The organism is Achromobacter veterisilvae (assembly GCF_900496975.1).
GTDB classification, from domain to species: domain Bacteria; phylum Pseudomonadota; class Gammaproteobacteria; order Burkholderiales; family Burkholderiaceae_B; genus Achromobacter; species Achromobacter veterisilvae.
In genome coordinates this window covers 48,586-74,272 of the sequence record NZ_UFQC01000032.1, presented here as the reverse complement: position 1 = coordinate 74,272, position 25,687 = coordinate 48,586, and the positions used below count along the sequence as shown (strand labels likewise).

General features: G+C 68.4%; 28 protein-coding genes. 19 read left to right on the top strand and 9 right to left on the bottom strand.

The window, feature by feature from the left end:
• A partial coding sequence (locus tag AVE30378_RS24340) for an MFS transporter (RefSeq protein ID WP_165360286.1) occupies window positions 1-615 on the top strand: 615 nt, incomplete at its 5' end.
• A gap of 121 nt (window positions 616-736) precedes the next feature.
• Here the strand turns inward: AVE30378_RS24340 and AVE30378_RS24335 are convergent.
• The 4 genes from AVE30378_RS24335 to AVE30378_RS24320 form a co-directional block, all read right to left on the bottom strand.
• The gene (locus tag AVE30378_RS24335; RefSeq protein ID WP_129244407.1) at window positions 737-1,792 is read right to left on the bottom strand and encodes a beta-keto acid cleavage family enzyme; all 1,056 of its coding nucleotides are present in this window, start codon (window positions 1,790-1,792) and stop codon (window positions 737-739) included.
• A gap of 47 nt (window positions 1,793-1,839) precedes the next feature.
• Window positions 1,840-2,808 (bottom strand): Bug family tripartite tricarboxylate transporter substrate binding protein, encoded by a 969-nt coding sequence (locus AVE30378_RS24330; protein WP_129244405.1) that lies wholly within the window; start codon window positions 2,806-2,808, stop codon window positions 1,840-1,842.
• A gap of 217 nt (window positions 2,809-3,025) precedes the next feature.
• Entirely contained in the window at window positions 3,026-4,099 is a 1,074-nt protein-coding gene (locus AVE30378_RS24325) for an AraC family transcriptional regulator (protein ID WP_129244403.1), read from the bottom strand.
• Window positions 4,100-4,121: 22 nt separating this feature from the next.
• Window positions 4,122-5,009: a LysR substrate-binding domain-containing protein gene (locus tag AVE30378_RS24320; protein WP_129244419.1), complete on the bottom strand. Its 888-nt coding sequence runs from the start codon at window positions 5,007-5,009 to the stop codon at window positions 4,122-4,124.
• 128 nt (window positions 5,010-5,137) lie between these two features.
• On the opposite strand from AVE30378_RS24320, the gene AVE30378_RS24315 reads away from it, so the two are divergent.
• Window positions 5,138-5,812 (top strand): flavodoxin family protein, encoded by a 675-nt coding sequence (locus AVE30378_RS24315; protein ID WP_129244400.1) that lies wholly within the window; start codon window positions 5,138-5,140, stop codon window positions 5,810-5,812.
• Window positions 5,813-5,897: 85 nt separating this feature from the next.
• On the opposite strand, the gene AVE30378_RS24305 is transcribed toward AVE30378_RS24315, so the two are convergent.
• The 5 genes from AVE30378_RS24305 to AVE30378_RS24285 all read right to left on the bottom strand — a co-directional run bounded on the left by AVE30378_RS24305 (window position 5,898) and on the right by AVE30378_RS24285 (window position 10,742).
• Window positions 5,898-6,800 carry a DMT family transporter gene (locus AVE30378_RS24305; RefSeq protein ID WP_129244399.1) on the bottom strand — a complete coding sequence of 301 codons (903 nt, stop codon included), beginning with the start codon at window positions 6,798-6,800 and terminating at the stop codon, window positions 5,898-5,900.
• A gap of 142 nt (window positions 6,801-6,942) precedes the next feature.
• Window positions 6,943-8,193, bottom strand: a complete 1,251-nt coding sequence (locus tag AVE30378_RS24300) for a D-amino acid dehydrogenase (protein WP_129244397.1) — start codon at window positions 8,191-8,193, stop codon at window positions 6,943-6,945.
• Window positions 8,194-8,299: 106 nt separating this feature from the next.
• A complete protein-coding gene (locus tag AVE30378_RS24295) occupies window positions 8,300-8,737 on the bottom strand; it encodes an Rrf2 family transcriptional regulator (RefSeq protein WP_129244395.1) in 438 nt (145 codons plus the stop codon).
• Window positions 8,738-8,794: 57 nt separating this feature from the next.
• Window positions 8,795-10,012, bottom strand: a complete 1,218-nt coding sequence (gene hmpA, locus AVE30378_RS24290; RefSeq protein ID WP_129244393.1) for an NO-inducible flavohemoprotein — start codon at window positions 10,010-10,012, stop codon at window positions 8,795-8,797.
• Window positions 10,013-10,103: 91 nt separating this feature from the next.
• Entirely contained in the window at window positions 10,104-10,742 is a 639-nt protein-coding gene (locus AVE30378_RS24285) for a 4'-phosphopantetheinyl transferase family protein (RefSeq protein WP_244235132.1), read from the bottom strand.
• A gap of 131 nt (window positions 10,743-10,873) precedes the next feature.
• Here AVE30378_RS24285 and AVE30378_RS24280 point away from each other — a divergent pair, with 131 nt between their 5' ends.
• Genes AVE30378_RS24280 through AVE30378_RS24200 form a run of 17 tightly spaced genes read left to right on the top strand, consistent with a single transcriptional unit; the run spans window position 10,874 to window position 25,680 of the window.
• Complete coding sequence (locus tag AVE30378_RS24280; protein ID WP_129244389.1) at window positions 10,874-11,602, top strand: beta-ketoacyl synthase chain length factor; 729 nt, start codon at window positions 10,874-10,876, stop codon at window positions 11,600-11,602.
• Complete coding sequence (locus AVE30378_RS24275) at window positions 11,599-12,462, top strand: lysophospholipid acyltransferase family protein (RefSeq protein ID WP_129244387.1); 864 nt, start codon at window positions 11,599-11,601, stop codon at window positions 12,460-12,462. The genes AVE30378_RS24280 and AVE30378_RS24275 overlap by 4 nt, the downstream gene beginning before the upstream one ends.
• The gene (locus tag AVE30378_RS24270) at window positions 12,443-12,703 is read left to right on the top strand and encodes a phosphopantetheine-binding protein (RefSeq protein WP_129244385.1); all 261 of its coding nucleotides are present in this window, start codon (window positions 12,443-12,445) and stop codon (window positions 12,701-12,703) included. Before AVE30378_RS24275 ends, AVE30378_RS24270 begins: the two co-directional genes overlap by 20 nt.
• Before the next feature lie 16 nt (window positions 12,704-12,719).
• On the top strand, window positions 12,720-12,974 hold the full coding sequence (locus AVE30378_RS24265; RefSeq protein WP_043545299.1) for an acyl carrier protein: 255 nt from the start codon (window positions 12,720-12,722) through the stop codon (window positions 12,972-12,974).
• A complete protein-coding gene (locus AVE30378_RS24260) occupies window positions 12,971-13,519 on the top strand; it encodes a COG4648 family protein (protein WP_129244383.1) in 549 nt (182 codons plus the stop codon). Before AVE30378_RS24265 ends, AVE30378_RS24260 begins: the two co-directional genes overlap by 4 nt.
• 3 nt (window positions 13,520-13,522) lie before the next feature.
• The gene (locus AVE30378_RS24255) at window positions 13,523-15,217 is read left to right on the top strand and encodes an ApeI family dehydratase (protein WP_244235131.1); all 1,695 of its coding nucleotides are present in this window, start codon (window positions 13,523-13,525) and stop codon (window positions 15,215-15,217) included.
• Entirely contained in the window at window positions 15,214-15,966 is a 753-nt protein-coding gene (locus tag AVE30378_RS24250) for a glycosyltransferase family 2 protein (RefSeq protein ID WP_129244380.1), read from the top strand. The genes AVE30378_RS24255 and AVE30378_RS24250 overlap by 4 nt, the downstream gene beginning before the upstream one ends.
• Entirely contained in the window at window positions 15,963-16,886 is a 924-nt protein-coding gene (locus AVE30378_RS24245; RefSeq protein WP_208742433.1) for an LpxL/LpxP family acyltransferase, read from the top strand. Before AVE30378_RS24250 ends, AVE30378_RS24245 begins: the two co-directional genes overlap by 4 nt.
• Entirely contained in the window at window positions 16,879-17,322 is a 444-nt protein-coding gene (locus AVE30378_RS24240) for an acyl-CoA thioesterase (RefSeq protein ID WP_129244378.1), read from the top strand. Before AVE30378_RS24245 ends, AVE30378_RS24240 begins: the two co-directional genes overlap by 8 nt.
• Entirely contained in the window at window positions 17,319-17,915 is a 597-nt protein-coding gene (locus AVE30378_RS24235; protein ID WP_129244376.1) for a LolA family protein, read from the top strand. Before AVE30378_RS24240 ends, AVE30378_RS24235 begins: the two co-directional genes overlap by 4 nt.
• Window positions 17,899-20,250, top strand: coding sequence for an MMPL family transporter (locus AVE30378_RS24230; RefSeq protein WP_129244375.1), 2,352 nt, complete (start codon window positions 17,899-17,901; stop codon window positions 20,248-20,250). The genes AVE30378_RS24235 and AVE30378_RS24230 overlap by 17 nt, the downstream gene beginning before the upstream one ends.
• A 17-nt stretch (window positions 20,251-20,267) precedes the next feature.
• Window positions 20,268-21,515: an NAD(P)/FAD-dependent oxidoreductase gene (locus tag AVE30378_RS24225; protein WP_208742432.1), complete on the top strand. Its 1,248-nt coding sequence runs from the start codon at window positions 20,268-20,270 to the stop codon at window positions 21,513-21,515.
• 8 nt (window positions 21,516-21,523) lie between these two features.
• Window positions 21,524-22,081 (top strand): DUF3261 domain-containing protein, encoded by a 558-nt coding sequence (locus AVE30378_RS24220; RefSeq protein ID WP_129244371.1) that lies wholly within the window; start codon window positions 21,524-21,526, stop codon window positions 22,079-22,081.
• Complete coding sequence (locus tag AVE30378_RS24215) at window positions 22,078-23,277, top strand: beta-ketoacyl-ACP synthase (protein WP_129244369.1); 1,200 nt, start codon at window positions 22,078-22,080, stop codon at window positions 23,275-23,277. The genes AVE30378_RS24220 and AVE30378_RS24215 overlap by 4 nt, the downstream gene beginning before the upstream one ends.
• The gene (locus AVE30378_RS24210; RefSeq protein ID WP_129244367.1) at window positions 23,274-23,729 is read left to right on the top strand and encodes a hotdog family protein; all 456 of its coding nucleotides are present in this window, start codon (window positions 23,274-23,276) and stop codon (window positions 23,727-23,729) included. The genes AVE30378_RS24215 and AVE30378_RS24210 overlap by 4 nt, the downstream gene beginning before the upstream one ends.
• Window positions 23,726-24,457, top strand: coding sequence for a 3-oxoacyl-ACP reductase FabG (gene fabG, locus AVE30378_RS24205; RefSeq protein WP_129244365.1), 732 nt, complete (start codon window positions 23,726-23,728; stop codon window positions 24,455-24,457). Before AVE30378_RS24210 ends, fabG begins: the two co-directional genes overlap by 4 nt.
• Window positions 24,457-25,680, top strand: a complete 1,224-nt coding sequence (locus AVE30378_RS24200) for a beta-ketoacyl-ACP synthase (RefSeq protein ID WP_129244363.1) — start codon at window positions 24,457-24,459, stop codon at window positions 25,678-25,680. Before fabG ends, AVE30378_RS24200 begins: the two co-directional genes overlap by 1 nt.
• Window positions 25,681-25,687 lie beyond the last annotated feature (7 nt).

Genomic DNA, 25,687 nt, shown 5'->3' with positions numbered 1-25,687 from the left:
CAGGCCGGCGCCGCGCACGGCCCGCTGCGCGACGCCCGGGTCTGGCGCGCCGCGGCGGCCATCGGTCTGCTGTGCTGCCCGCAGTTCGCCGTCCTGAGTTTCGCCACGGTGTTCCTGCACGATTTCAGCGGCGCCGGCATCGGCGCCATGACCGGCGTGATGGTGGCGGTGCAATTGGGCGCCATGGCCGCGCGCGTCGCCAGCGGCAGGTGGACCGACCGCCGCGGCAACCGGCGCGCCTACCTGCGCTTCTGCGTCTGGCTGAGCTTTTTGCTGTTCGCGGCCCTGGGCGCCGCGGCGTGGGCGTCCGGCGCAGCCACGCCGGACGCGGACGGCGCAACGCTGCTCCTGGCCATCCTGGTGGCGGCCGCCGGCATCTGCGCCTCGGCCTGGCACGGCGTGGCCTATACCGAACTGGCCACCCTGGCCGGCGCCGCGCGCGCCGGAACCGCGCTGGGCATGGCCAATAGCTGCGTCTATGCCGGGCTGTTCCTCACGCCGGCGGCGATGCCCCACCTCGTCGCGGCCACCTCCTGGCCGCTGGCCTGGGCGCTGGCCGGGCTTTGCATGCTGGCCGCCCTGCCCCTGCTGCCCCGGCCACCGGCCCGGCCCTAGACGGCGGCATGGCGCGGCATCGCTTGGCCGGCGGCCGTTCCATCCGTTCCGCCTCGCCGCGGTGCCGTGGCGGGATCCGGCAGTCCGGGCCCGGATGCCGGAACGGCTTGCCAGGAAGGCGTCAGGCCGGCTTGCGCAGGAAGCCCTGGTTGCCGCCGTTGCGGTTGGGCGCGAAACCATTGGCCTGCAGCGTCTCTTCCGCCGTTTCGTAGAAGACGCCGATCTTCATGATCTCGCGCGCCTGCTGCGCGGTCGCGATGGGACGGCCGAACTCGCCGGAGATGCGGACCAACTGCTTGACCTGCTCGACGGAACTCATCTTGCCCGTGCGGGTCTGGTTCCAGAGCACGTCCTCGATGCCGCAGCGCACGTGCAGCCCCAGGGCGATGCCGATCATGTTGACGGGCAGCACATTGAGCACCGAGCTTTCCACCGTGACGACCGCGCCGTCGGGCACGGCGCGCAGCATATTGGCCAGGTTGTAAATGTTCGCCTGGTCCATGCCGCCGCTGATGGCCACCCAGTTCATCACCAGGGGCCCCTTGTAAATGCCGCGGCGGATCATCCGCTCTATCGTTTCGAAACTGTTGATGTTGTAGACCTGGAATTCGCTCTGGATCCCGGCGGCCGACAGGCGGCGGATGTGTTCCTCGGCCCAACTGGGGTTCGAGGGCACGATCATGTCCTTGTAGGCGGAATAGAGCTGCGGGAATCCGCGAGAGACGCCCTTGAAGTCGTCGATGCAGGCGTGTTCCGTCACGTTCATTTGCGTGGTGTTGACGGTCACCGTCACCTGGTCGGGCCTGGGGTCGAGTTCCGCCAGCATGTGCCGCGTATCGTCGCTCAGCCACTTGGCCGCCTGCCCCTCTTCGGGCGCGAAGCTGATGGAGCCGCCCACCTGGATGACCATCTCGGGCACCGCCTCGCGCACCCCCGCGATCAATTCATTGAACATGGACAGGCGCTTGCTCCCCTTGCCGTCCGGTTCGCGCACGTGCAGGTGCAGCACGGCGGCGCCGGCTTCATAGCAGTCAACCGCCTTCTGGATCTGCTCCTCCATCGTGACGGGGATGTCTTCCGGAAAGTCCGAGGGAATCCAGCCCGGCGCATAGGGCGCGGCCGTGATGATCAGGGGTTGCTGGTTTTCTGGATAAAGATGGCCGTCAAGAAAGTTCATGGCGAAGGTTCTCCGACTGATAGGGGAAAGGGAAGGAGCGAGGCGAATCAATTCGCCTGGATGTCGAATTTCTTGACGATGGCGGCATTGCCCTGGGACAGTTGCCTGTTTTCAGCCAGCAGCACGGCCGTATCGGTGTTCACGTCGGGCTCCAGGCCCGCGTCGGCCAGTTTCTGCCGCACCGCCGGCACACTCGCCGCCTTGCCGATGATCGCCTGAAGCTTCGCCAGGATCTCGGGCGGCAGCTTGCTGGAACCGAAGAAGCACACCTGCCCCTGGAACTCGATTTCCGGATAACCCAGCTCGCTCATCGTCGGCACGTCGGGAAGATAGTGGGATCGGTTCTTCCCCACGACCGCATAGGTGCGCAGCCTGCCGCTCTTGATCAAAGGCAGGGACGTCACCATGCCATCGAACATGATGTCCACCTGGCCGCCGATCACATCCGTCAACGCCGGCGGAGACCCGAGGTACGCCACGTGCTGCATGCCCAGATCGGCCTGGCTGCTGAAGATCAGTCCCGAATACTGCGACACCGTGCCGGTTCCGTAGCTGGCGAAGGACGACTTGCCCTTGCGCGTCTTCAAATGCTCGACCAGTCCCTGGAAATCCTTGGCCGGATAATCGGCGGCGGCCACGAGCACGTAGCCCGTCAGGGCCACCCGGGCGATGGTGACGATGTCTCCCAGCGGATCGTACGGGACCTTCATCACGTGCGGCGCCTCGACCAGCATGTTGTTCGGCCCGAGCGCAATCGTGTTGCCGTCGGGATCGGCCTTCAGCATGGCGCTGAGCCCGATGGACCCGGTTGCGCCGGGACGGTTTTCGATGATGACCGGCCGGCCGATGTCCGCGGACATCTGCTGGCCGATGACGCGAGCGGCGATATCCACCGTGCCGCCTGCCGGGCCTGGGACGATGACCCTCAAGGGCTTGTCGCCCAACGCCCAGGCGCTGAACGCCAAAGACCATCCGATCAACGCCATCGCGGGTCGTGCAAGTCGCTGCAATCTCATTCTTGTCTCCAGTGGGCGCTTGTGCCGGACAGATGCGGTGCCTGCCTCGGTCTGTGCCGCGGTCTTGCCGCGGATGGACGCTGTGCATGTCTCGTCCATGGGCATAAGTATCTGACGCCCGCGGCGTTATCACTTGCTTTTTTGGGACATAAATTTGCCAATTTGGGACAATGAAAAAGGCAGCGCGGGAACGCCTGTCCTTGCGGCGCGATGGGGCTCAGACAGGCGAAACGGGGCCGCCCTCTTCTGCGCTGAGCGCCAGGCTGGCGGCCCGCTTGCTCCACTGGGAAGCGCTACAGCCGAAAAGGCCGTGGAACCAGTGGCTGAAGCTGCTGGGCCGGGCGAAGCCCAGCAGTTCCGCCACCTCGCCGAGCGGCAGGTCGCTCTCGCGCAAATGATGCTTGGCGAGATCGGCGCGCACCTGGTCGAGCAGGCGGCTGAAGCTGAGGCCCTCGGCATCGAGCCGGCGATGCAGCGTGCGGCGGTCGATGTGCAGGAACCGCGCAACCTCCGGCGCGCTGCAGGCGCCGGTCGGCAACAGCGCCAATATGATCCGGCGACAGGTCTCCTGGGCGCTTTCGCCGCGGTCCGTCAGCGCCGCCTCCAGGTACTTCCTCGCCAGATCCGCCGCCACCTGGTCTCCGGGCTCGCGCGGCCTGGACAGGTCGCTTGCCAGGCAGACCAGGCCGTTGAAGTCCTGGTTGAACTTGACGCTGCGCCGGAAAAAAGCGCGATGCGCGGAGGCGTCCCTGGGCGAACGATGCGTGAAGCACACGTCCTGCGGCTGCCAATGCGGCCCTATCAGCTCGCAGAGAATGCGGAACATGGTGCCCACGGCAAGCTCCACCGATTGCCGCATCGCCAGGCCGGGAGTCGGCAGCAGGTCTTCGCGGATGACGACCACGTTGCCCGCGTCTTCGACCCGGATGGTCAGCGCGGCGTTCACCAGCCGCAAATAGCGGCACAGCGTGTCGAGCGCGGCCCTGGGCGTAGGCGCCTCCCTCAGCACCAGGCTGATGGGGCCCAGCGCGGAGAGCTTGCGCCGGGCCGCCATGCGCAGCGCCAGGTCTTCCGTCCGCGTGGCGCGGGCGGTTATCTCCAGCAATTCGCGCACGGCGCCCCGGGAGATCAGCATCTCGGGATCTTCCAGGAACTTCGCCTGCAGTCCCACGGCTTTCATGAAGGCATGGGGATCCCTGCCCAGCGACTCCACGAGTTCGACGTAGCCGCTCAGGCTGCCGCTGCGCATCAGTTGCAGCGTGTGCCTCGCGCGAGGGTTCGTGTGGCCCATCGAATTCGTCCCCCTGCTTCGCTCAGCCGGTCTCGAATTCCCGGCGCAGCCACGCCAGGAAAGCCTTGACCGGCGGATGCCGTTCGCGGCCCGGCGCGCACAGCGCCGTGTAGGCGGCGCCCTCCACCCGGACCTCCGGACGGAAAGGCACCAACGTGCCCGCATCCACGCTGTCCGACACCATCACGGAACTGGCCAGCACCAGGCCTTGTCCGGCGATGGCGGCCTGCAAGGCGTAGTGCTCTTCGGTATAGGCATGCACCGCGGCCGGCCGGCGCCAGGCCGGCAGCCCCGCCGCCGCGCACCAGTCCTGCCAGCCCTGTTCGTACAGCGGAGAATCGCGCCAGCGCACGGTCACCAGCGCGGGCGCGCGCCGCCCCTGCCGCGCCACCAGCGCCGGCGCGCCATAGACGCCGAACCATTCCCGCAGCGAACAGGCGGCGTGCAGGTCGGGAAAACGCCTGCGGCTGTAGCGGACGGCCACGTCCACGCTGGCGTCCTGCAGCAGGTCCACGGGGTCGGCGCCCGCATCCAGGCGCAACTGGTACTGCGGATGGGCCTGGTAGAAGCGCCCCAGCCGAGGCACCAGCCACAGCGCGGCGAACGAATGCGTGGTGGATACCGTCAGCGCGCCCGAAGCGGGCGCGGGCCGCAAGGCGTCCAGGACCTGGGCCACGTCGAGCAACGCGCCGTGCACGCGGGCGAACAGGCGCCCGCCTGCGTCCGTCAACCGGACGCCGCGCGGCACGCGCTCGAACAGCGCGACCCCGATGTGGCGTTCCAGCGCCTTGACCTGATGGGAAACGGCCGTGGCGGTCACCGACAGTTCGGCCGCGGCCAGCTTGAAGCTGCGCAGCCTTGCCGCCGCTTCGAACGTGCGCAGCGCCGTGACGGGTAGCGTGGCGAACATGGGCTTCAGCAGTTCTGATGAATTCAATTCATCTTAGTGCAGGAATGGTCATTTGTCTCGCCCCGTCCTTGGAACCTACATTTCCTTGAACGCACGGAACTCCCGCATCCACGAACGAGGAAATAGACATGAATTCACATCATCCTGAAAAGCGCCTGCTCATCCTGGTGGGCAGCCCGCGGCGCGACGGCAACAGCGCGGCGCTGGGCGCGGCCGCGCAGCGCGGGGCCGAAGCCGCCGGAACGTCCGCCACGCTTCTCTTCCTGGACGACTACATCCAGGGCTTCCTGCCCGACTTGCGCCATGCGCCCGCCCCGGACGACCGCTATGCGGAGCTGTTCCTCGAACACTTCCTGCCGTCCGACGGCACGCTGGTCTGCACACCCATCTATTGGTACGGAATGTCGGCGCAGACCAAGGCCTTCTTCGACCGCTCGTTCAGCCACTACGCGGGCGAAGGCCCCGAACCGGCGCGGGTCAAGGCCCGCATGGCGGGCAAACGCCTGGGCCTGGCCGTGGCGTCCGAAGAGACCTATCCCGGCGCGGCGCTGGGCATCGTCCATCAGATCCAGGAATACGCGCGCTACACGCACTCGGATTTCGTCGGCTACGTGCACGGCGCGGGCAACCTGCGCGGAGAGGTGGCGGCGGATCCCCGCCGGCCGCTGGACGCGGCTGCCCGGCTGGGCGCCGACTTCTTCACCTATAAGTACTCCGATTACCGGCTCGAGACGCCCCGGGCCCGCAACGTCTGGGAATCGCCCGCCCCCGCCCTGCGCAGCACGCCCGGCGGGCTGCCGTAGACCTGCTTGAACACCCGCGTCAGGTGGGCCTGGTCCGCGAAGCCCACCGCCTGGGCGGGCGCGTCTTGAACGCCAGTGAACGGTCCTAGTCCAGCGCCAGCGCGCGGGCGCGGCCGAACAGCGGACGCCGCACCGTCTGCGCCAGCAGCACGCCCGCCAGCGTCACCGCGCCGCCCAGCAGGTGGTACATGCGCAATTGCTCGCGCAGCAGGACGAAGGCGGCCAGCGCGGTGAACAGGGGCAGCAGGTTGATGAAGATGCTGCAACGGTTGGGCCCCAGGCGGTGCACGCCTTCGATCCACAGGAACGACAGCAGCACCGACGAGAAAATGCCGGCGTAGAGGATCAACGGAATGGTGTTCATGTCCAGCGCGGCCTGCGCGGCCGGCACGCGCAGGTACAGCGGCAGCATGTAGAGCAGCGCGAAGATCGATTGCACGAAGGTGGACTGCCATGCCGGAACCGGCACCTTCCAGTGGCGCAGCAGCACCCCGTACAGCGCATAGGACAAGGCCGCCAGCAGCATCAGGCCGTCGCCCACGTGGATGCCCTGCTGGAACACGCTCAGCATGTCGCCCTGGCCCACCAGGTACAGCAGCCCCAGGAACGAGAGCGCGCCGCCCGCGGCCATGCCCAGGGTCAGCGGATCGCGCAGGATCACGACGCTGAGCAGCATGCTCAGCAAGGGAATCAGCGCGGTCAGGATGGCCATGTTGGTGGCCGTGGTGGTCTCGGCCGCCCGGTAGGACAGCGCCTGGAACACCGCCGAGGACAAGGCGCCGTACAGCGCCAGCTTGGGCCAGTGGCGCAGGATGACCTTGCGGTTGCGCCAGGCGGGACGCGCCGTGAACAGGCCCATGAGGAACAGCGCCAGCACCAGCCGGTAGAAAGTGATGGCCGTGGGAGAGATGGCGCTGGCGGCCATCTTGGAGACGATGACGTTGCCCGCCCAGAACAGAATGGCGAACAGCGGGAACAGATAGGACATGATGGTTTCGCTCGGAGAATGAGGGATCGGCTCCCGCCGCGCATGGCGCGCGTGGCGGGAGGATCGCTATCCTATTGAGCTGGGGCCAGTCCGTCTGCCGACGAAAAGACAGCGGCTATCGAGAAATGGACAGGCCCGTTCCTCAGGGCCGGAACGGCGCCGGGTCCAGCGGCAAGGCCATGCCCGCCATCTGGGCGGTCAGCAGCGCGGCGCTGCCGCAAGCCAGGGTGAAGCCCAGCGCGCCCTGCCCGATATTGAGCCAGAGGTTGTCCGCCGCCGGGCTGCGCCCGATCAGGGGCTTGCCGGTGGGCGTGGCCGGGCGCAGCCCCGCCCAGGGGATGGCCTGGCGCAGGTCCAGCGCCGGGAAGGCCTCGTGCACCTGCCGCCGGAGCAGCGCGATGCGCGCCGGGTCGATGTCGGCATTGGCGCTGCCGATATCGACCATGGCCGCGATCCGCAGCACGCCGCCCACGCGCGCGTAGACGATGCGCCGCTCGTAGTCCGTCACGCTGATGCGCGGCGCCACCGACTCGTCGTCATCGGCCAGCGGCACGCTCAGGCTGTAGCCCTTCAGGGGATACAGCGGCACGTCGTGGCCCAGCGGCTTGAGCAGCGCGCGCGTGCCGATGCCGGTCGCCAGCACGATGGCGTCGGCGCCGATATCGCCGTCGCGGGTGTTCACGGCCACGATGCGGCGGCCTTCGCGCTGCAGGCCGGACACCGGGTTGGACATGGCGCACTGCACGTTGTCCAGGGACTGCAGCCGCTCGAACAGCGCTTCGGTGAACTGGCGGCAATCGCCGGCCTCTTCGCTGGGCGTGAAGATGGCGCCCGCCAGGCTGCCGCCCATGCCCGCCAGCGCGGGTTCCAGCGCCAGGGTCCGGGCCGCGTCCAGCACCTGCTGCTCGGCCCCGTGCGCGGCCTGGTACTCGACCAGCGCGCGCGCCTTGTCCAGCAAGGCCGGAGTGCGGTAGGCGATGAGCTTGCCGTTCTTGAGGTGGCCGAAGTCCAGGTTCTCTTGTTCGAGCAGGGTGTGCATGACGTCCCGGCTGAGATAGGACAGCCCGGACAACTGCGCGGTGGACTCCCGGGCCACGGACTCCCGGCACGCCAGCGCGAACCGCAGGCACCAGCGCCATTGATGGGGATCCAGCCGGGGCCGGAAACGCAGCGGGGAGTCCCGGCGCAGCAGCCAGCCGGGCACGCTGGGCAGCACGCCGGGGCCGGCCAGCGGCGCCACGTAGCTATAGCTGAGCTGTCCGCCGTTGGCGTAGCTGGACACTTCCGCCGGACGCGCCTGGCTGTCCACCAGCACCACATCGTGGCCCTGGCGCGCCAGGAAATACGCCGACGTGACGCCCACGACGCCCGCACCGATCACGCAAACGCGCATGCCTATATCCAAGAGAACAGGGAAGTGGCCCTATTCTGGGGCGCGCCCGGCCCGTCCGGCAAATGCCAAACTCCGCAGGATCCATAACAAAACATCATGCCCCGAGTCAGGCGGCGCGGTGCAGGCGGATGATGGCCGCGGCCGTCGGATCGCGCACCAGGTCGGCCAGCGTATAACCGTTTAGCGCCTCGTAGAACGATTGCAGGGTCTGCGCCAGCACGCCCGACAGCCGGCACGAGCCGTCCAGCGCGCAGGGCGGTTCGCGGCAATCGATCAGCGGCCCCTGCTGCTCCAGTTCGCGTATCAGGTCGCCCAGCCGGTAGTCGGCGGCGGGCCGCGCCAGCCGCAGGCCGCCGCCCTTGCCGCGCGACGTGCCAATCCAGCCGCGCTGCGCCATGAAGTGCGCCACCTTGACCAGGTGATTGCGCGACACGCCGAAGCGGTCGGCGATCTCCGGGATGGTGACGGCGGAGGGCCGGTCGCGGCACTGCGTCAGGTACATCAGGACGCGCAGGCCGAAGTCGGTGAATCGGGTCAGTTGCATGGCATGGATGGGAAGGCCCCGGCGGCCCCGGAACGGCAGGCCGCCAGGATACACCGCTCAGGCGGGCGCGCCTCCGCTGCCGAAGGCCTCGGCATGGATGCGGTCCTCGGCCACGCCCAGGCTGGCCAGGGCCTGGCGCTGCGCGCGCATGAACCCCGCCGGGCCGCACAGGTAATAGTCGGCGCCCGGGACGATGGCGTCCTCGCGGATGGCGTGCAGGTCCACCCGGCCGGTGTGGTCGTAGTCGCGGCCGCGCTGGTCGCCATGGCCGACTTCTTCGTAGAACACCGCCTTGCGCACGTTGCCGCGTTCGGCGGCGATGCTGTTGATGTGGTCCTTCATGGCATGCGCCGAGCTGTTGCGGCAGCCATGCACGAAGCGGATCTGGCGGTCGTCGTTCAGGCGCACCAGGTGGTTCAGGATGGACACCATGGGCGTCAGGCCCACGCCGCCGCTCAGCAGCACCACGGGCGCGCTGCCCTCTTCGCGCAGGTGGAAATCGCCCTGGGGCGGCGCCACGTCCAGCACGCCGCCCTCTTCCAGGCGATCGTGCAGCGCGTTGGAGACGCGGCCGGCCGGCGTCTGCGCGTTCCCCGCTTCGCGCTTGACCGAAATGCGCAGGCGGTCTTGCCCCGGCGCATCCGACAGGCTGTACTGGCGCGGCTGCATCAGGCCCAGTTCGGGCACGTACAGGCGCACGGAAACGTACTGGCCGGGCTGGTAGGCCGGCACCGTGCCGCCATCGGCCGGCGCCAGGTAGAACGACGTGATCTCGGCGCTTTCGGGCTGCTTGCCCACCACGCGAAACGCGCGCCAGCCCGTCCATCCGCCCGGCTTGGCGGCCGATTCCCCATACAGGCGCGCCTCTTCGGCGATCAGCAGGCCGGCCAACTGGCCATAGGCCGCGGCCCAGGCATCCACCAGTTCGTCCGTGGCCGCATCGCCCAGCACTTCGCGAATGGAGGCCAGCAGGTGCTTGCCCACGATCGGATAGTGTTCCGGACGGATGCCCAGGCTGACGTGCTTGTGCACGATGCGCGTCACGACCGGCATCAGCACCGAAGGATCGTCGATGTGTTCGGCATAGGCCGCGACGGCGCCGGCCAGCGCCTGCTGCTGCTCGCCGCCCGCCTGGTGGCCCTGGTTGAACACGTGCTTGAGTTCGGGATTGTGCTGGAACATGCGGGCATAGAAATGCCGGGTCAACGCGACGCCATGCGTCTTCAGGACTGGGGCCGTGCCCTTGACCAGGCCGCGGATTTGGGGACTCAACATCTACTGCTCCTCGTGATGCGATCGTGCTCGCCATTAAACATATATTTATAATACATCTTTAAAACGCCTAATGGAAAACCCTGGTCCGGATTCAGGCTTGGAGCGGCACCCACTCTCCCAAAACGGTAACTGCCGGCAGCACGCAGCCGGTTGCGGCGCGCCACCGGCGATGGACGGTTTCGTCCGCGGCGGCGCGCCACACTACGGAGGAAATCCATTCCTCGCCCAACCGATAGGAAGCGGCTCGCCACTGCCCCGGCGGCGCCCGCAGATACCATTTGGCATCCGGGCCGGCGGCCAGGCCGACCGACGCCATATCCGCCGGAAAATCCAGCTTCGCCGCCTTGATGAAGGCTTCTTTCAACGTCCACAGCAAATAGAAGTGTCCGAGCCGCTCGGCGCATTCCATGCCCGCAAGCGCGGCTTGCTCGGCGGGCGAGCAGACCCACTCGGCCAGGCTCGCCACGTCGCGCGGCCGGATTCTCTCCAGGTCGATGCCCAGGGGCCTTGCGGCGGCTGTCGCGGCGCAGACCGCAAGGCCGCCGCTATGGCTGAGCGACGTGGCGCCGCCGGGAGGAAGCGCCGCGCGGACCTCGTGGAGCAGGGTCCGGCTGACCCGCCAATCGTCCAGCGCTTTCGGGCTGCGCAGGGCTTGCGCCCGCAGTAAATCCTCGGCCGACAAATCCTGCGCGCGGTACCGCGAGGCGGCGGACCGGTCCGCCCACCACATGAAAAGTTCCTGAATTTCCACGCCAAAAAGTAATATTTAGTAAAAATATATACAGAAACGCACCAAGAATGCGTCTGATGTAACTGGTTAAATCAAAATCGCCTAATATTGCCGTAGTAGAATCGCGCGCTATGCTGAAGTTTTCCATTGCGCAATGGCAGGGGTGGGCACCAGGAATCGATAGTCCCGACGGCTGGCTGGATTGGGCGGAACACCCGTTCTGCCCTTTCGGCGACAAGAGTGTGCCCCGCCTGGACTTCCTGCCCGCCCTGCAACGCCGCCGCCTGAGCCCACTGGCCCGCGGGGTGTTCGAGTGCGCGTGGCCGTTGGCCGAAGGACGGCCGGGCATGCCCCTGGTCTACGCCTCCCGGCACGGCGAAACCACCCGCAACTTCGGGCTGCTGGAATCGCTGGCCGCGGACGAGCCGCTTTCCCCTACCGCGTTCGGCTTGTCGGTGCACAACGCCATCGCCGCGCAGTGGTCGATCATACGCCGCGAAACGGCCGAATCCGTCGCCTTGTCGGTGGAAGACGACGGTCTCGAACACGCCATCATCGAAGCGGCCATGCTCTTCGGCCACGGGCACGAGGATGTGCTGGTGGTGCTGACGGAAGAAGTGCCGCCGGCTCCGTACGCCCCCTGGACGCAGGACGTACCATGTTCCTACGCGGTTGCGCTCCACTTGCGTCCCGGCTCGGACTGGACGCTGACGATGGATCCGCAACAGACGGACCCGGCTCTCGACGCTCCGCAAGCCTGGCCCAACCCCCTGAATCTGCTGCGCCACCTGTTGTTGCGCACAAACGCCTGGCGGCATGCGAACCGCGCCCGCCAGTGGATCTGGACACGCACGGCATGATCGGCACCACGCACCACCGGCAAGACTTCTGGCTCTGGCGGCTCGTCGCCACCGGCATGGCGTTCACCCTGTTCGGGCTGGGCGGCGTTCTGCTGCGCGCCTTCGTGTTCCCGTCGCAGCGCCTGCTGCCGGGCGGCAAGCTGGATCGCCAGCGCCGCGCGCGCGGGACCTTGAACCGGACATTCCGCCTCTTCATCCGCTTCATGATCCGCACCGGCATCCTGACGGTGGAATTCAAGGGCGCCGAACGCCTCGGCCAACCCGGGCAGATGATACTGGCCAATCATCCCTCGCTGCTGGACGTGGTCTTTCTGGTCGGCCACGTCAAGAACGCCAACTGCATCGTCAAGCACAGCCTGGCCACGAATCCCTTCACCCGCGGACCGATCGCCAATGCGGGCTACATTACCAACGACGAAAGCTTCGACATGTTCGACCGCGCCGCCGACGTGTTGCGCAACGGCGAAACCCTGATCGTCTTTCCCGAAGGCACCCGCACGCCGCGAGACACACTGCCCCGGTTCCACCGGGGCGCCTGCGCCATCGCGCTGCGCGGCGCGCGAACCGTGACGCCCGTGGTGATCAGCATGAATCCGCGCAGCCTGACCAAGGGCGAACCCTGGTACCGGATTCCGGCGTGCCGGATGCGCTACGTGATCCATGTGGGAGAGGACATCGACCCCTCCACGTGGCGCGATGCGCACCCGCTGCCGATCGCAGGGCGCAGAATGAACGATCACCTGCACGCCTATTTCGAAGCCGAACTGGCGCGCACCGCGCCGGCCGGCATTTCAACGAACAAACCATCGCCCATGGCGGCGAATGCGGAGTCCAAGCTGGATGAATCAACTGGAACTTGAACTGAAGACCCTCGTCATCGAATCCCTGGGGCTGGAAGACATCTCGCCCGAGGACATCGACCGCGACGCCCACCTGTTCGGCGACGGGCTGGGACTGGACTCCGTGGACGCCCTGGAGCTGGGCCTTGCGCTGCAAAAGCGCTATGGCATCACCATCGATCCGGAAACGAGGAACATGCGCGAGCATTTCGCCAGCATCGCCAAGCTGGCGGCCTTCGTCGCCGCGCAACGTCACGATTAACGCATACGGAGTCACGATGCATACCCGCGAGGAAATCTTCAATACGCTGCGCGGCGCGCTGGTCGAACTGTTCGAGATCGAGCCGGAACGCATCACGCCCGAGGCGAACCTGTATACCGATCTGGAAATCGACAGCATCGACGCCATCGACCTCATCGACCACGTGCGCCGGCAGACGGGCCGCAAACTCGACGCCAACGACTTCCGCACGGTGCGCACCGTCGAAGACGTAGTGCAGGCCATGTGGCAAAAGCAGGACCCGGCCGCATGAAGCAAGGCGTTGCCGCCGCCCTGGCCCTGGCCGGCATCGCTTACCCCTTCGCCGTCTATGCGACGCTGGGGCGCGTGAACGCGGCCTGGGTGGCTTTGCCGCTCGCGCTCCTGTGGCTGGCGCGCGGCCTGACCGCAAGCGCCGCTCAGCGCGGCTCGCGCCTGTTGCCCGCCGTGGCGATTGCCTTCTGCCTGATCCTGGCGGTCACGGATTCCGAAGCCTGGCTGCGCTGGTACCCCGTGATGGTCAACGGCATGATGCTGGCGATCTTCGGCGGCAGCCTGATGGCCGGACGCCCGGTGATCGAGCAACTGGCCCGCCTGCGCCATCCCAGCCTGCCCCCCGAGGGCGTGCGCTACACCCGCAACGTAACGCGCGTGTGGTGCGTATTCTTCGCCTTGAACGGCGCCACGGCCGCGGCGCTGGCGGCCTGGGCGCCCTGGAGCTGGTGGCTGGCCTACAACGGCGCCATCAGTTATGGACTGATGGGCCTCTTGATCGCCGGCGAATGGCTGCTGCGTCCCGCGGCCGCCAAAGCGGCTTGAACCATGATGGCCTGGACTCCTCTGACGCATCTCCTGCTGCCCGCCTCGCCCGCGGAAGCCAATGTTCCCGTCGCTGACGAACCGCTCCTGACGCGCGGCGAGTTCGCGCATGCCTGCCTCTCGGCGGCCGGCGCGTTGCGGGCAAGCCCGCTGCGCCGCGTCGCGCTCTGGTTCGAAGACGCCGCCCTGATGGCGACCGCGCTCCTTGCCTGCTGGCGCGCCGGCGTGGTGGCGGTGCTCCCAGGCGATGCCCAGGCGCACACCTGCGCCGCTCTCGACGCCACGGTGGATGCCTGGCTGACCGATGCCAGCCTGCCGGTGCCGGCGGACCGCCAACGGCGGCTGGCCGGCCTTCATGGCCAGGCTCCGCTGCCGCCCGCCGAACTGGACCCCTCGCTGGAGCTGGTGCTGTGCACCTCGGGATCCAGCGGCGAACCCAAGCACATCGCCAAGAACTGGCGGCAACTGATGGACGAAGTCCGCGCCTTGCAAGAGCAATGGCCCGATGCGCGCACGCCCGTGCTGGGCAGCGTATCGGCGCAGCATATGTACGGCCTGCCCTTCAGGGTGCTGTGGCCGCTGTGCGCGGGACGCCTGCTCGACCGGCTACAGCGCATCTACCCCGAAGACCTGCAGCGGGCCAGCCTGCGCCACCCCTCCTTCACCTGGATCGCCAGCCCCGCGCTGCTGCGGCGCCTGGGGCAGCGGCTGGACTGGCGCGAATTGCGCGGCAGGCTGACCCGCATCCATTCCTCGGGCGGCGAACTGCCGTCCGACGTATCCGACCACATCGAAAAAGAACTGGGCCTGCGCCCCACGGAGATCTACGGCAGTTCGGAGACGGGCGCCGTCGCCTGGCGCCGGGGCGCGGAAGACTGGCGGCCGCTGCCCGGCGTCGCCGTCAGCGTGAACGCCGACGGCGCGCTGCGGGTGCGATCCCCCTGGATCAACGCCGCCGAGGAGCAAACGGCGGACGGAGCGGAACTCGCCGCCGGCGGATTCCGGCTGCTCGGCCGCCTGGACCGCATCGTGAAGATCGAAGAGAAGCGCATCTCGCTGCCCATGCTGGAGCGGGCGCTGGCGCGGCATCCTTACGTGACGGAAGCACGCCTGGGCGCGATTGCCGGCGCCCCGCGCCTCGCCGCGCTGGTCGCGTTATCGGCCAAGGGGTTGCACACCCTGCGCAACCGGGGCCGGAAAGCGCTGGTCGGCGAACTGCGCGCGCATCTGGGCGCGATCTTCGGATCGCTGGCCGTCCCTCGCACCTGGCGCTTCTTTCCGCAGTTGCCCAGCAACGCGCAGGGCAAGCTGCCCCGCCGCGAATTCGAGGCCGCGGCGGGCCCCCGGCCCCTGATGCCCCAGGCCGTGGAACTGCCCGGCGCAGCCGACAACGAGCGTCGCTATACGCTGGAAATCCCCTACGATCTCGCCCATTTCGCCGGCCACTTCCCCACGGCCCCGGTGGTTCCCGGAGTGGCGCAAATTAGCTGGGCCATGTCGCTGGCGCAACGGGACCTCCATCCCGGCCTGCGTTTCGCCGGCATGGAAGTCTTGAAGTTCCAACGGCTGCTTCGTCCGGGCGACATCGCCTCCCTGGCGCTGAAATGGGACGCCTCGAAGCGAAAACTGCATTTCGCCTTCACCCTGGACGGCGCGCCCTGCTCGTCGGGCCGCATCGTTGAAGGCGACCTGCAATGACCGCCCACCGCCTCTGCGCAGTCATCCCCGTCTACAACCACGGCGCCACGGTGGGCGCCGTGCATGCGCAACTCGCGGCGCAAGGCCTGCCCTGCGTGCTGGTGGACGATGGCTCCGAGCCGGGCTGCGCCGTGGCCCTGGACGCGCTGGCGGCGCTGCCTCGCACGCATCTGCTGCGGCGCGGGGCGAATGGCGGCAAAGGGGCGGCGGTGCAGGACGGGCTGCGCGCCGCGGCCGAGCTGGGTTATACCCACGCGCTGCAGGTGGATGCCGATGGACAGCATGCGCTGCCGGACGCGGCGGCATTCGTGGAGGCCTCGCGCGCCAGGCCGCAAGCCGTCGTCTGCGGCCTTCCGGTATACGGCGACGACGTGCCGCGCAGCCGCCTGTACGGCCGCTGGCTGACCCGCGTCTGGGTCTGGATCAATACGCTCTCGGCCGACATTCCCGATGCGATGTGCGGGTTCCGCGTCTACCCACTGGCCCAGGCGCTGCCCGTGATCGACGGCGCCCACGTCGGCCAGCGCATGGATTTCGACATCGCCATCCTGGTACGCCTGCATTGGCGCGGCGTCGCCATGGTCTGGCTGCCCACGCGCGTGGCCTACCCGGAAGGCGGCATCTCGCACTTCAAGGGGGTGCGCGACAACCTGCTGATCAGCCGCATGCACGCGCGCCTGTTCTTCGGCATGCTTGCCCGCTCGCCCGCGCTTGTGTGGCGCCGGCTGGCGAAAGGGCCGCGGCCATGAGCGTCATGGAGCGGCACTGGGCGGATCAGCCCGAGCGCGGCAGCCTTGTGCTCATGCGCCTCACCGCCTGGGCCGCGCGCAACCTCGGCCGGCGGCTCGTGGCGCCGCTGGTCTGGGCGGTCGTCCTGTATTTCTATGTCTTCGGCGCCCGGGCGCGGCGGGCCATTGCCGAATACCAGCGCCGGCTGGCGCAATCCGGCGAAATGCCTGTTCCGCTGCCGCGCAACCTGCCCGTGTACCGTCAGTACCTCGCTTTTGCCGATGCAATACTGGACAAACTGGACGTCTGGCAGGGCAAGATCACCATGGCCAGCCTGGACATCGCCGACCCCGACGGCCTGCACGGGCAGATGGGCACGGGGCGCGGCCAGATCCTGGTCGGTTCGCACCTGGGCAATCTCGAAATCTGCCGCGCGCTGGCGGAACGGACCGGCGCCCTGAAGCTCAACGTGCTGGTCCACGACAAGCACGCGGCCCAATTCAGCCGCCTGCTCGACGAGGCCGGCGGCGCGCTGCGCATGATCCAGGTCAGCGATCTGGACGCGCCCGCCATGCTGGACCTGGCGCAGCGGCTGGACCGCGGCGAGTGGCTGGCCATCGCCGGCGACCGCATTCCGTTGCAGGGCGATCGCACGACGCCCGTGGATTTTCTTGGCGCCACCGCCCTGTTCCCCCAGGGGCCCTGGCTGCTCGCCGGCCTGCTGCGCAGCCCGGTCAATCTGCTGTTCTGCACGCGTCACGGCTCGCGCTACCGCGTGGCCATGGAACGCCTTTCCGATGGCATCGAATGGACGCGCGCCACCCGCCAGGCGCGGATCGCCGGCCTGGCCCAGCGCTATGCCGACCGCCTCGCCGCGCACTGCCGCCTGGCGCCTCTGCAATGGTTCAACTTCTACCCCTTCTGGAAAGACGATGCGTAAACGAGGCGTGATCGGCGCTGAAGTCGAAATCCGGGTGCCCTTCTTCGATGTCGATTCGATCAACGTCGTGTGGCACGGCCACTATGTGAAATATCTGGAACAGGCCCGCTGCGAACTGCTGGACGCGCTGGGCTACAACTACGACGCCATGCGGGCCAGCGGCTATGTCTGGCCGGTAATCGACCTGCATCTGCGTTACGCGCAACCCGCGCAGTTCGGCCAGCGCCTGGTCGTGCGCGCCGAACTCGTGGAATGGGAACATCGCTTGAAGATCAATTATCTGATCCTGGACGCCGACAGCGGCCGGCGCCTGACGCGGGCCACCTCCGAACAGGTCGCGGTCTGCCTGCGGACCCGCGAAATGCAACTGGCGTCTCCTTCTGCGCTGAAAGACGCCGTGCAGCGCCAGTTGCAATCGAGGGATACGCCGGCATGAAGCGACTGTTCACCTTGCTGATGCTGGCCTGCCTGTCCTGGAACGCCAGCGCCTTCGACCTGGCCGATTTGCAGCAACAACTGCGCGCGGCGCCCGTCGTGCGGGGCCATTTCGTGCAGCAGAAGTTCCTGCGATCGCTGCCGCAGCCGCTGACCAGCCGGGGCGACTTCACCCTGGCGGCGGGCAAAGGTCTGCTGTGGCTGCTGCGCACCCCCATTGCGCAAGACCTGCGCATCGATGGCGGCGGCATCTCCCGCCGCGACGAAAGCGGAAAATGGGAGGCGCTGCCGCAGCGCTCGGGCGCGGGCCGCGAAAACCAACTGTTCCTGTCCGTGCTGGCGGGCGATACCACCGGGCTGCGCGAGAACTTCGATCTGGCGCTCACCGGCGAACCGGACGCGTGGCAATTGGTGCTGACACCGAAATCCGCCCTTCTGCGCCAGATCTTCGACAACATCCAGATCGACGGCTCGGCGCTGGTCGACCGCATCGAACTGCGCGAGACGCAGGGCGACCGCAGCGTGCTGCAGATGACGGACGCGACAGCCGGCCAGACCCTGACCGCCGAGGAACAACGTGCGTTCGCCGATTGAACGGTGGCTGCCCCGGCTGTTCAAGCTGGGATTCCTGCTGATTCTGTGCATCGGCGCGTGGCAATGCCGCAACGGCTGGCCCGTGTCCGCCAATCTGATGGACCTGGTGCCGCATGCCGGCAACGACGCCACCCGCCAATTGGCCGAGGCCCGCATCCAGGAACCGCTGTCCCGCCAGATCATCGCGCTGGTCGCGGGCCGCTCCGGCACGGACTCCACCGCGCCCGCGCGCCAGTTGGCGCAACGCTGGACGGACAGCGGACTGTTCTCCAGCGTGCAGATGGAACTGGAAGTCGACCTGGCCGCCCTGCGCACGCGGCTGGCGGCGGGCCGCCTGGCCATGTTGCCCGCCGCCGACCGGCGCCAGCTCGAAACAGACCCCGCGTCCTATGCGCGGCGCCGCGCGCGCGAATTGTCGGATCCGTTTTCATCTTCGGGGCTGGTTCCCGCGGACCAGGACTGGCTGGGACTCACCCGCCGGGCCGAACAGGCGCTGCACCCCGGCGGCGCCGTGCAATACGACATCCGTACCGGCACCCTGCAGGCGGAACAGGCGGGCAGGCGCTGGGTACTGGTGCGCGCCGAAACCCGGGACAATGCCTTCGACTCCGGCACGCCCCAGCGCATCGCGGCGCAACTGGAACAGGATCGCCGGATCCTGGGCGCGGAGGGCGCCGAACTGCTGGTGGCCGGCGGCCCCTTGTACGCGGCCGCGGGACGGACGCAGGCCATGGCCGAAAGCGGCTGGATCGGCGCCGGCGCCACAATAGGCATCATCCTGGTCCTGCTGCTGGCGCTGCGGCGCGCCCGCGCCCTACTGGCTTTCGTGCCGGTCGCGGTCGGCCTGTTGACGGGCGCGGTAGCCTGCGTGGCGGTATTCGGGTCGATCCATCTGCTTACGCTCGTGATCGGCGCGAGCCTGATCGGCGTGGCGGTGGATTTCCCGCTGCACTGGCTGGGCAAGCGCTACGGCATGGAAGACTGGCGGGCCTGGCCCGCGCTGCGGCGCGTCTTGCCGGGTCTCACCATCAGTCTCGCCGCCAGCCTCGTGGGGTACATCGCCCTGGCCTTCACGCCGTTCCCGGCGCTGACGCAGACAGCGGTGTTCTCGGCCGCGGGCCTGCTGGGCGCCTATGCCTGCACCGTGTGCCAGCTTCCGGCCTGGATGGCGGACTGGCGCCCCCGGCCCTGGCAGCCGCTGCTGCGCTTCGCGCAGGCCGCGCTGCGCGCACGCGGGCAGCTTGCCGGAAATCGTAAAGCGCTATGGCTCGGCGCCCTGGCATTGGCCGCGGCCACCGCGGGCGGCATTTCCAGGCTGGGCATCCAGGACGACCTGCGCCAATGGCTGAGCCTGCCCGCGCCGTTGGTGCAGCAGGCAAGGCAGATCGGCGAAATAACGGGCTTCGTGCCGACCAGCCAGTTCTTCCTGGTGCGCGCCCCCGATACGGACGAGCTGCTGCGCAGGCAGGCGCGGGTGTCCCTGGCGCTGGACGCGCTGATCGAACGCGGCGACCTTGCCGCCTATAGCTCCCTGAGCCAGTTGGTATCGCCGATGGCCGACCAGAGGGCGCTGGGTCGGAGCCTGGCCGCCAGAGCCGCGCAACCCGAAGTCTGGGAACCCATTACCGGTCTCGGCATCCCCTATGAAGCCTTGCAACGGGAATTGCGGTCCATGGCCACCCTGCCCGCGGTCACCATCGACCAGGCGCTGCAAGGCCAGCAGGTTGAACGCTGGCGTTCGTTGTGGCTGGGCGTGCACGATGGGCAGGCCGCGGGCATGGTGACATTGCTGGGCCTGCGAAGCGCATCGGCGCTGGACGCCATTGCCCGGTCCGTGCCTGGCGTGACGCTCGTCGACCGCAGCGGCGAACTGAACCGCATGTTCGCGGCGACCCGAATAGAGGCGGCCGAACTCAAGCTGTTGTCCTATGCGGTTGCCGCCGCTCTGCTGCTCGCGACCCTGGGCCGCGCCGCCGCCTGGCGCATCCTGGCCGTGCCCGTAGCGGCCACCGCGTGCAGCCTGGCCGCGCTCGGCTACCTGGGCCAGCCGCTCACGCTGTTCAGCTTGTTCGGCCTGCTGCTGGTGTCGGCCATCGGCGTGGACTATGCGATCTTCATGTATGAACGCGTGGCGGGCGCTTCCGCCAGCCTCGTCGGCATTCTGCTGAGCGCCGCCACCACGCTATTGTCCTTCGGACTCCTTGCCCTCAGCCGCACACCGGCCCTTGCCAATTTCGGACTGGCGGTGGCGCTCGGAGTCGCCTTTTCGCTGCTGTGGGCGCCATGGATCCGGCGGCCCCGGAAGGCCGGGCAGCACTCCTCCGTCAATCACTGAATGTGGATACATTGGATATGGAACATCGGGAAGTCGTAGTAATCGGGGCGGGCCCGGCCGGCGCGGTTGCCGCCGCCCTGCTGAAACGCCAGGGGCATGACGTCCTGATGCTGGAACGCCAGCAGTTCCCTCGCTTTTCCATCGGGGAGAGCCTTCTCGCCCACTGCCTGGAATTCGTGGAGGAAGCGGGGATGCTGCCGGCCGTCCAGGCCGCCGGCTTCCAGGTCAAGAACGGCGCCGCCTTCGCCTGCGGAGACCGTTATACCTACTTCGACTTCCGCGACAAGTTCACCCCCGGCCCCGGCACCACGTTCCAGGTGCAACGCGCGCACTTCGACAAGGTGCTGGCCGACGACGCGGCGCGCCAGGGCGTGGAGGTGCGCTATCTGCAGGAAGTCACCGCGGCCGACTTCGGCGAAGACGGTCCGCTGCTCGACGTGCGCGGCGCGGACGGCGCGTCGTACCAGGTCAAGGCCCGCTTCGTCCTCGATGCCAGCGGCTACGGACGCGTGCTGGCGCGCCTGCTCGACCTCGAACGCCCGTCCTCGATGCCGCCGCGCAAAGCCATCTTCACCCATATCGAGGACCGCATCGACGACCCCGGCTTCGACCGCGAGAAGATCCTGATCAGCGTGCATCCCGAACAACGCGGCATCTGGTATTGGCTGATCCCGTTCTCCAATGGCCGCTGCTCGTTCGGCGTCGTGGGCGGCGAGACTCTCTTCGGCGGCCCCGGAGAGGACCTGATGGCCACGCTGCGCGCGATGGCGGACGCCGCGCCGAACCTGAAACGCATCCTGAAGAACGCGGTCTGGGATACCCCCGCCAACACGATCGGCGGCTACTCGGCCAGCGTGCAGCGGCTGCACGGCCCCGGCTATGCGCTGCTGGGCAACGCGGCGGAGTTCCTGGACCCCGTGTTTTCCTCCGGCGTCACCATCGCCCTGCGCTCGTCCAAGCTGGCCGCCGATGCGCTGCACCGCCAACTGACCGGCGCCCAGGTCGACTGGCAGGCCGAGTTCGCCGATCCGCTCATGGTGGGGGTGGAAACATTCCGCGCCTACGTGCAGGGCTGGTACTCGGGCGAATTCCAGGACGTGGTTTTCTACGAACACGCGCAGCCGGAAATCCGCCGTATGATCAGTTCCATCCTGGCGGGCTACGCCTGGGACCGGACCAATCCCTTTGTCGCCAGTCCGCAGCGCCGCCTGCGCACACTGAGCGAACTCTGCCGCGGCGCCGAAGCGCAGCCGGCATCCGCGTGATCCGTCCGATGGCAGCCAGCCCCCGCTCCCTGTTGGCGACCGGCCGCGCCCTGGCCGCGGCGGCGCTGCTGGCCTTGCTGGCGGGCTGCGCGGGCGCGCCGCCGGTGCCCGGGCGCGACGCGACGTTTTCGCTGCCGCGCCGGCTCCATGTCGAGCAGGCGGCCGCCGGCCAGCCGTCCCTGGACACGCTGCTGGTGGTGCAGCGCGAAGGCCCGGCCCTGCGCTGGTCGCTGTTCGACCCCATGGGCGTGCCCCAGGCCAGGCAGATGCTTCAGGACGGCCGATGGCGCAATGACGGATTCGTCAGGCCGAACAGCCAGGCCCGCGACCTGTTCGCCGCCCTGATATTCGCCTGGACGCCGGAGGCGGAGCTGGACGCCGCCTATGGCGCGGGCAACTGGCGCGCGCGCGCCCAGGAAGACGGCGCGGCGGAGCGCGAACTGCGGCAGCATGGCCGCCCGCGCTGGACCGTGCGATGGCCGCAAGCCGCGCAAGCCGACACGTTCACCGTCGTCGATGCCGACGGCATTACCTGGCGGATTTCGCCATTGAAGGAACAGCCATGAACACCTGGTTGGGCATGCCTGGCGTCGTGTGCGCGCTGGGCTCGGGCATGGACGCCGTGGCGCAAGCGGCGTTTGCCGGCGACACCTCCGGCATGCGCGCGCGGACCGGCTGGGTCCAGGGCCGCACGCTGACGCTGGGCGGCCATGCCGGAACGCTGCCTCCCATTGGCGAAGCCCTGCCCGCGCACCACCGCAGCCGCAACAATCAATTGCTGCTGGCCGCGGCGCTGCAGATCGAACCGCAATTGCGCGGCGCCGTCGCGCGGCATGGCCCGGGGCGCGTTGCCGTCGTGCTGGGCACCAGCACCTCCGGCGTAAACGACAACGCCCCCGCCTTCCGCCAACTGGCGGCGCAAGGCGCCTGGCCTGAAGACTACGACTATCGCCGCCAGGCCCTCTCGTCTCCCTCGGCGTTCTTCGCGGACTGGCTGGGGACGCGCGGCCCGGCCTATACTCTGTCCACGGCCTGCACTTCCAGCGCCCGCGCGCTGCTGTCCGCGCACCGCCTGCTTGAACTGGGCCTGTGCGACGCGGTGGTCTGCGGCGGCGCGGACACGCTCTGCCGGCTCACCATCAATGGCTTCGCCACGCTGGACGCCCTGGACGACGCGCTCTGCCTGCCGTTCTCGGCCAACCGCCGCGGCATCAATATCGGAGAGGCCGGCGTCCTGTTCCTGATGGAGCGCGAACGGGCCGACGCCCGCTCCGTGGCGTTTCTCGGCGGCGGCGCCAGTTCCGACGCCTGGCACATGTCTGCGCCCGAGCCGACCGGAGCCGGCGCGCGCCAGGCCATGCTCGCCGCCATGGAATCGGCCGGCATCGAGGCCGGCCAGATCGGCTGGGTCAACCTGCACGGCACCGGCACGCCGCACAACGACGCCATGGAAAGCCACGCGATGCACGCCGTCTTCCCGCAGGGCGTGCCCTGCTCCTCGACCAAGGCGCTCACCGGCCACGCGCTGGGCGCCGCCGGCGCGCTGGAAGCGGCGCTGGCATGGGCGACCCTGTCCTCCGGCAATACCGGCGGGCGGTTGATGCCCCATGTCTGGGACGGTGTGCCCGATCCGGCGCTTCCGGCGCTGGAATTCAGCACGGCGGCCCACCGCTACGCGCAGGGCCGGCCGCGCGTGGCGATGAGCAACTCCTTTGCATTCGGCGGCAACAATGTCAGCCTGCTCTTCGGAGCGCAGCCATGATCCCGTGGTCCATCGCCAGCCTGCTGCCGCACGCCGGCGACATGATCCTGCTCGACCAGGTCCGCAGCTATGATGCGGACAGCCTCTGCGCGCTGGCCGTCGTCAGGCCCGGCCCCTACTCCCTGCCCGACGGCTCGCTGCCGCCCTGGCTGGGCATGGAACTCATGGCCCAGGCCGTGGGCGCCTGGGCCGGCTGCCAGGCCCGCCAGGCGGGCGAACCCGTCAAACTGGGCTTCCTCCTTGGCACGAGGCGCTACGAAAGCCACGCCGACGCGATCCCTGCCGGCGCCCGCCTCACCATCCACGTGCGCCGGGGGCTGGTCGACGTCAGCGGCATGAGCGTCTTCGAATGCGAATTGCACGATGAAGCCCGCCTGCTGGCCCAGGCCAGGCTGAATGTCTACCAGCCCAAGGACCCCGCCGCTTTTATCCAGGAAGAGTCACCCGAATGAGCGCTGCCCCCATCCTCGTAACCGGTTCGAGCCGCGGCATCGGCCGCGCGATCGCGCTGGCCCTGGCCGACGCCGGCCATGATCTGGTGCTGCACTGCCGCCAGCAACGCGGCCAGGCCGAAGCCGTGCAAGCCGAAATACAGGCGCGAGGCCGGCAGGCGCGCGTGCTGCAATTCGACGTGGCGGACCGCCAGCAATGCGCGGCCGCGCTGCAGGCCGACATCGACGGGCACGGCGCCTATTACGGCGTGGTCCTCAATGCCGGCCTGACGCGGGACGGCGCGTTCCCCGCCTTGAGCGGCGATGACTGGGACGCAGTGCTGCGCACCAACCTGGACGGCTTCTACAACGTGCTCAGCCCGCTGGCCATGCCCATGATCCGCCGCCGCGCGCCGGGCCGCGTGGTCTGCATGGCGTCGGTATCCGGCCTGGTGGGCAACCGCGGCCAGGTCAACTACAGCGCGTCCAAGGCCGGCCTCATCGGGGCCGCCAAGGCGCTGGCCGTGGAACTGGCCAAGCGCCAGATCACCGTGAACTGCGTGGCGCCCGGGCTGATCGATACCGACATGATCGACGAGCACGTGCCGGTCGAGGAAATCCTGAAGGCCGTGCCCGCGCAACGCATGGGGCGGCCCGAGGAAGTGGCCGCCGCGGTCGTCTTCCTGATGTCCGCGGGCGCGGCCTACATCACGCGCCAGGTCATTGCCGTCAACGGAGGGCTGTGCTGATGAAACGGGTCGTGATCACCGGCATGGCCGGCATCAGCGCGCTCGGGTCCGACTGGACCAGCGTGCGGCAGGCGTTCGAGGCGGGCCGAAGCGCCATCCGGATCATGCCGGACTGGTCGCGCTACGCGGAACTGAACACCCGCCTGGCCGGCCCCATCGAGGACTTCCAGGTGCCCTCGCACTGGACCCGCAAGCAACTGCGCAGCATGGGGCGCGTGTCGCAACTGGCGGTGCGGGCCGCGGAACTGGCGCTGGCCGACGCCGCGCTGCTGGGCGATCCCGCCATCGCCGATGGCCGCATGGGCGTGGCCTGCGGCTCTTCGGTGGGCAGCACGGCGGAAATCCGCGCGTTCGGCAACATGCTGCTCAACGGCGTCACCGACGACCTGAACGCCAACTCCTACGTCCGCATGATGCCCCATACCACCGCGGCCAATGTGGGCATCTTCTTTGAACTGAAGGGCCGCATCATCCCGACCTCCAGCGCCTGCACCTCGGGCAGCCAGGGCATCGGCTACGCCTACGAGGCGATCCGGTACGGACGCCAGGACCTGATGCTGGCGGGCGGTTCGGAGGAACTCTGCGCGAGCGAAGCCCTGGTGTTCGACGCGCTCTACGCGACCAGCCAGAAGAACGACACGCCCGAACTCACTCCGCGCCCCTACGACCGCGACCGCGACGGCCTGGTGATCGGCGAAGGCGGAGGCATGCTGGTCCTGGAATCGCTGGACCACGCGCTGGCGCGCGGCGCGCGCATCCACGCCGAAGTCGTGGGATTCGGCAGCAATTCGGACGGCACGCACATCACGCGCCCGGAGGCGAAGACCATGCGCATCGCGATGGAGATGGCGCTGGCGGACGCCGGCCTGCCGCCCGAGGCCATCGGCTACGTGAACGGCCACGGCACCGCCACCGAACAGGGCGACATCGCCGAAACGCAAGCGACCCACGGCCTGTTCGGCAGCCGCATGCCGATCAGCTCGCAGAAAAGCTATCTGGGCCACACGCTGGGCGCTTGCGGCGTGCTGGAGTCGTGGTTCAGCATCGAAATGCTCAACGGCGACTGGTACGCTCCGACGCTGAATCTGCGCAATGTCGACCCCCGCTGCGGTGAGCTCGACTACCTCAGCGAAGGCCGCCGCATGAACAACGAATACGTCATGAACAACAACTTCGCCTTCGGCGGGATCAACACGTCGCTGATTTTCCGCCGCTGGCGCTGAGTTGCCC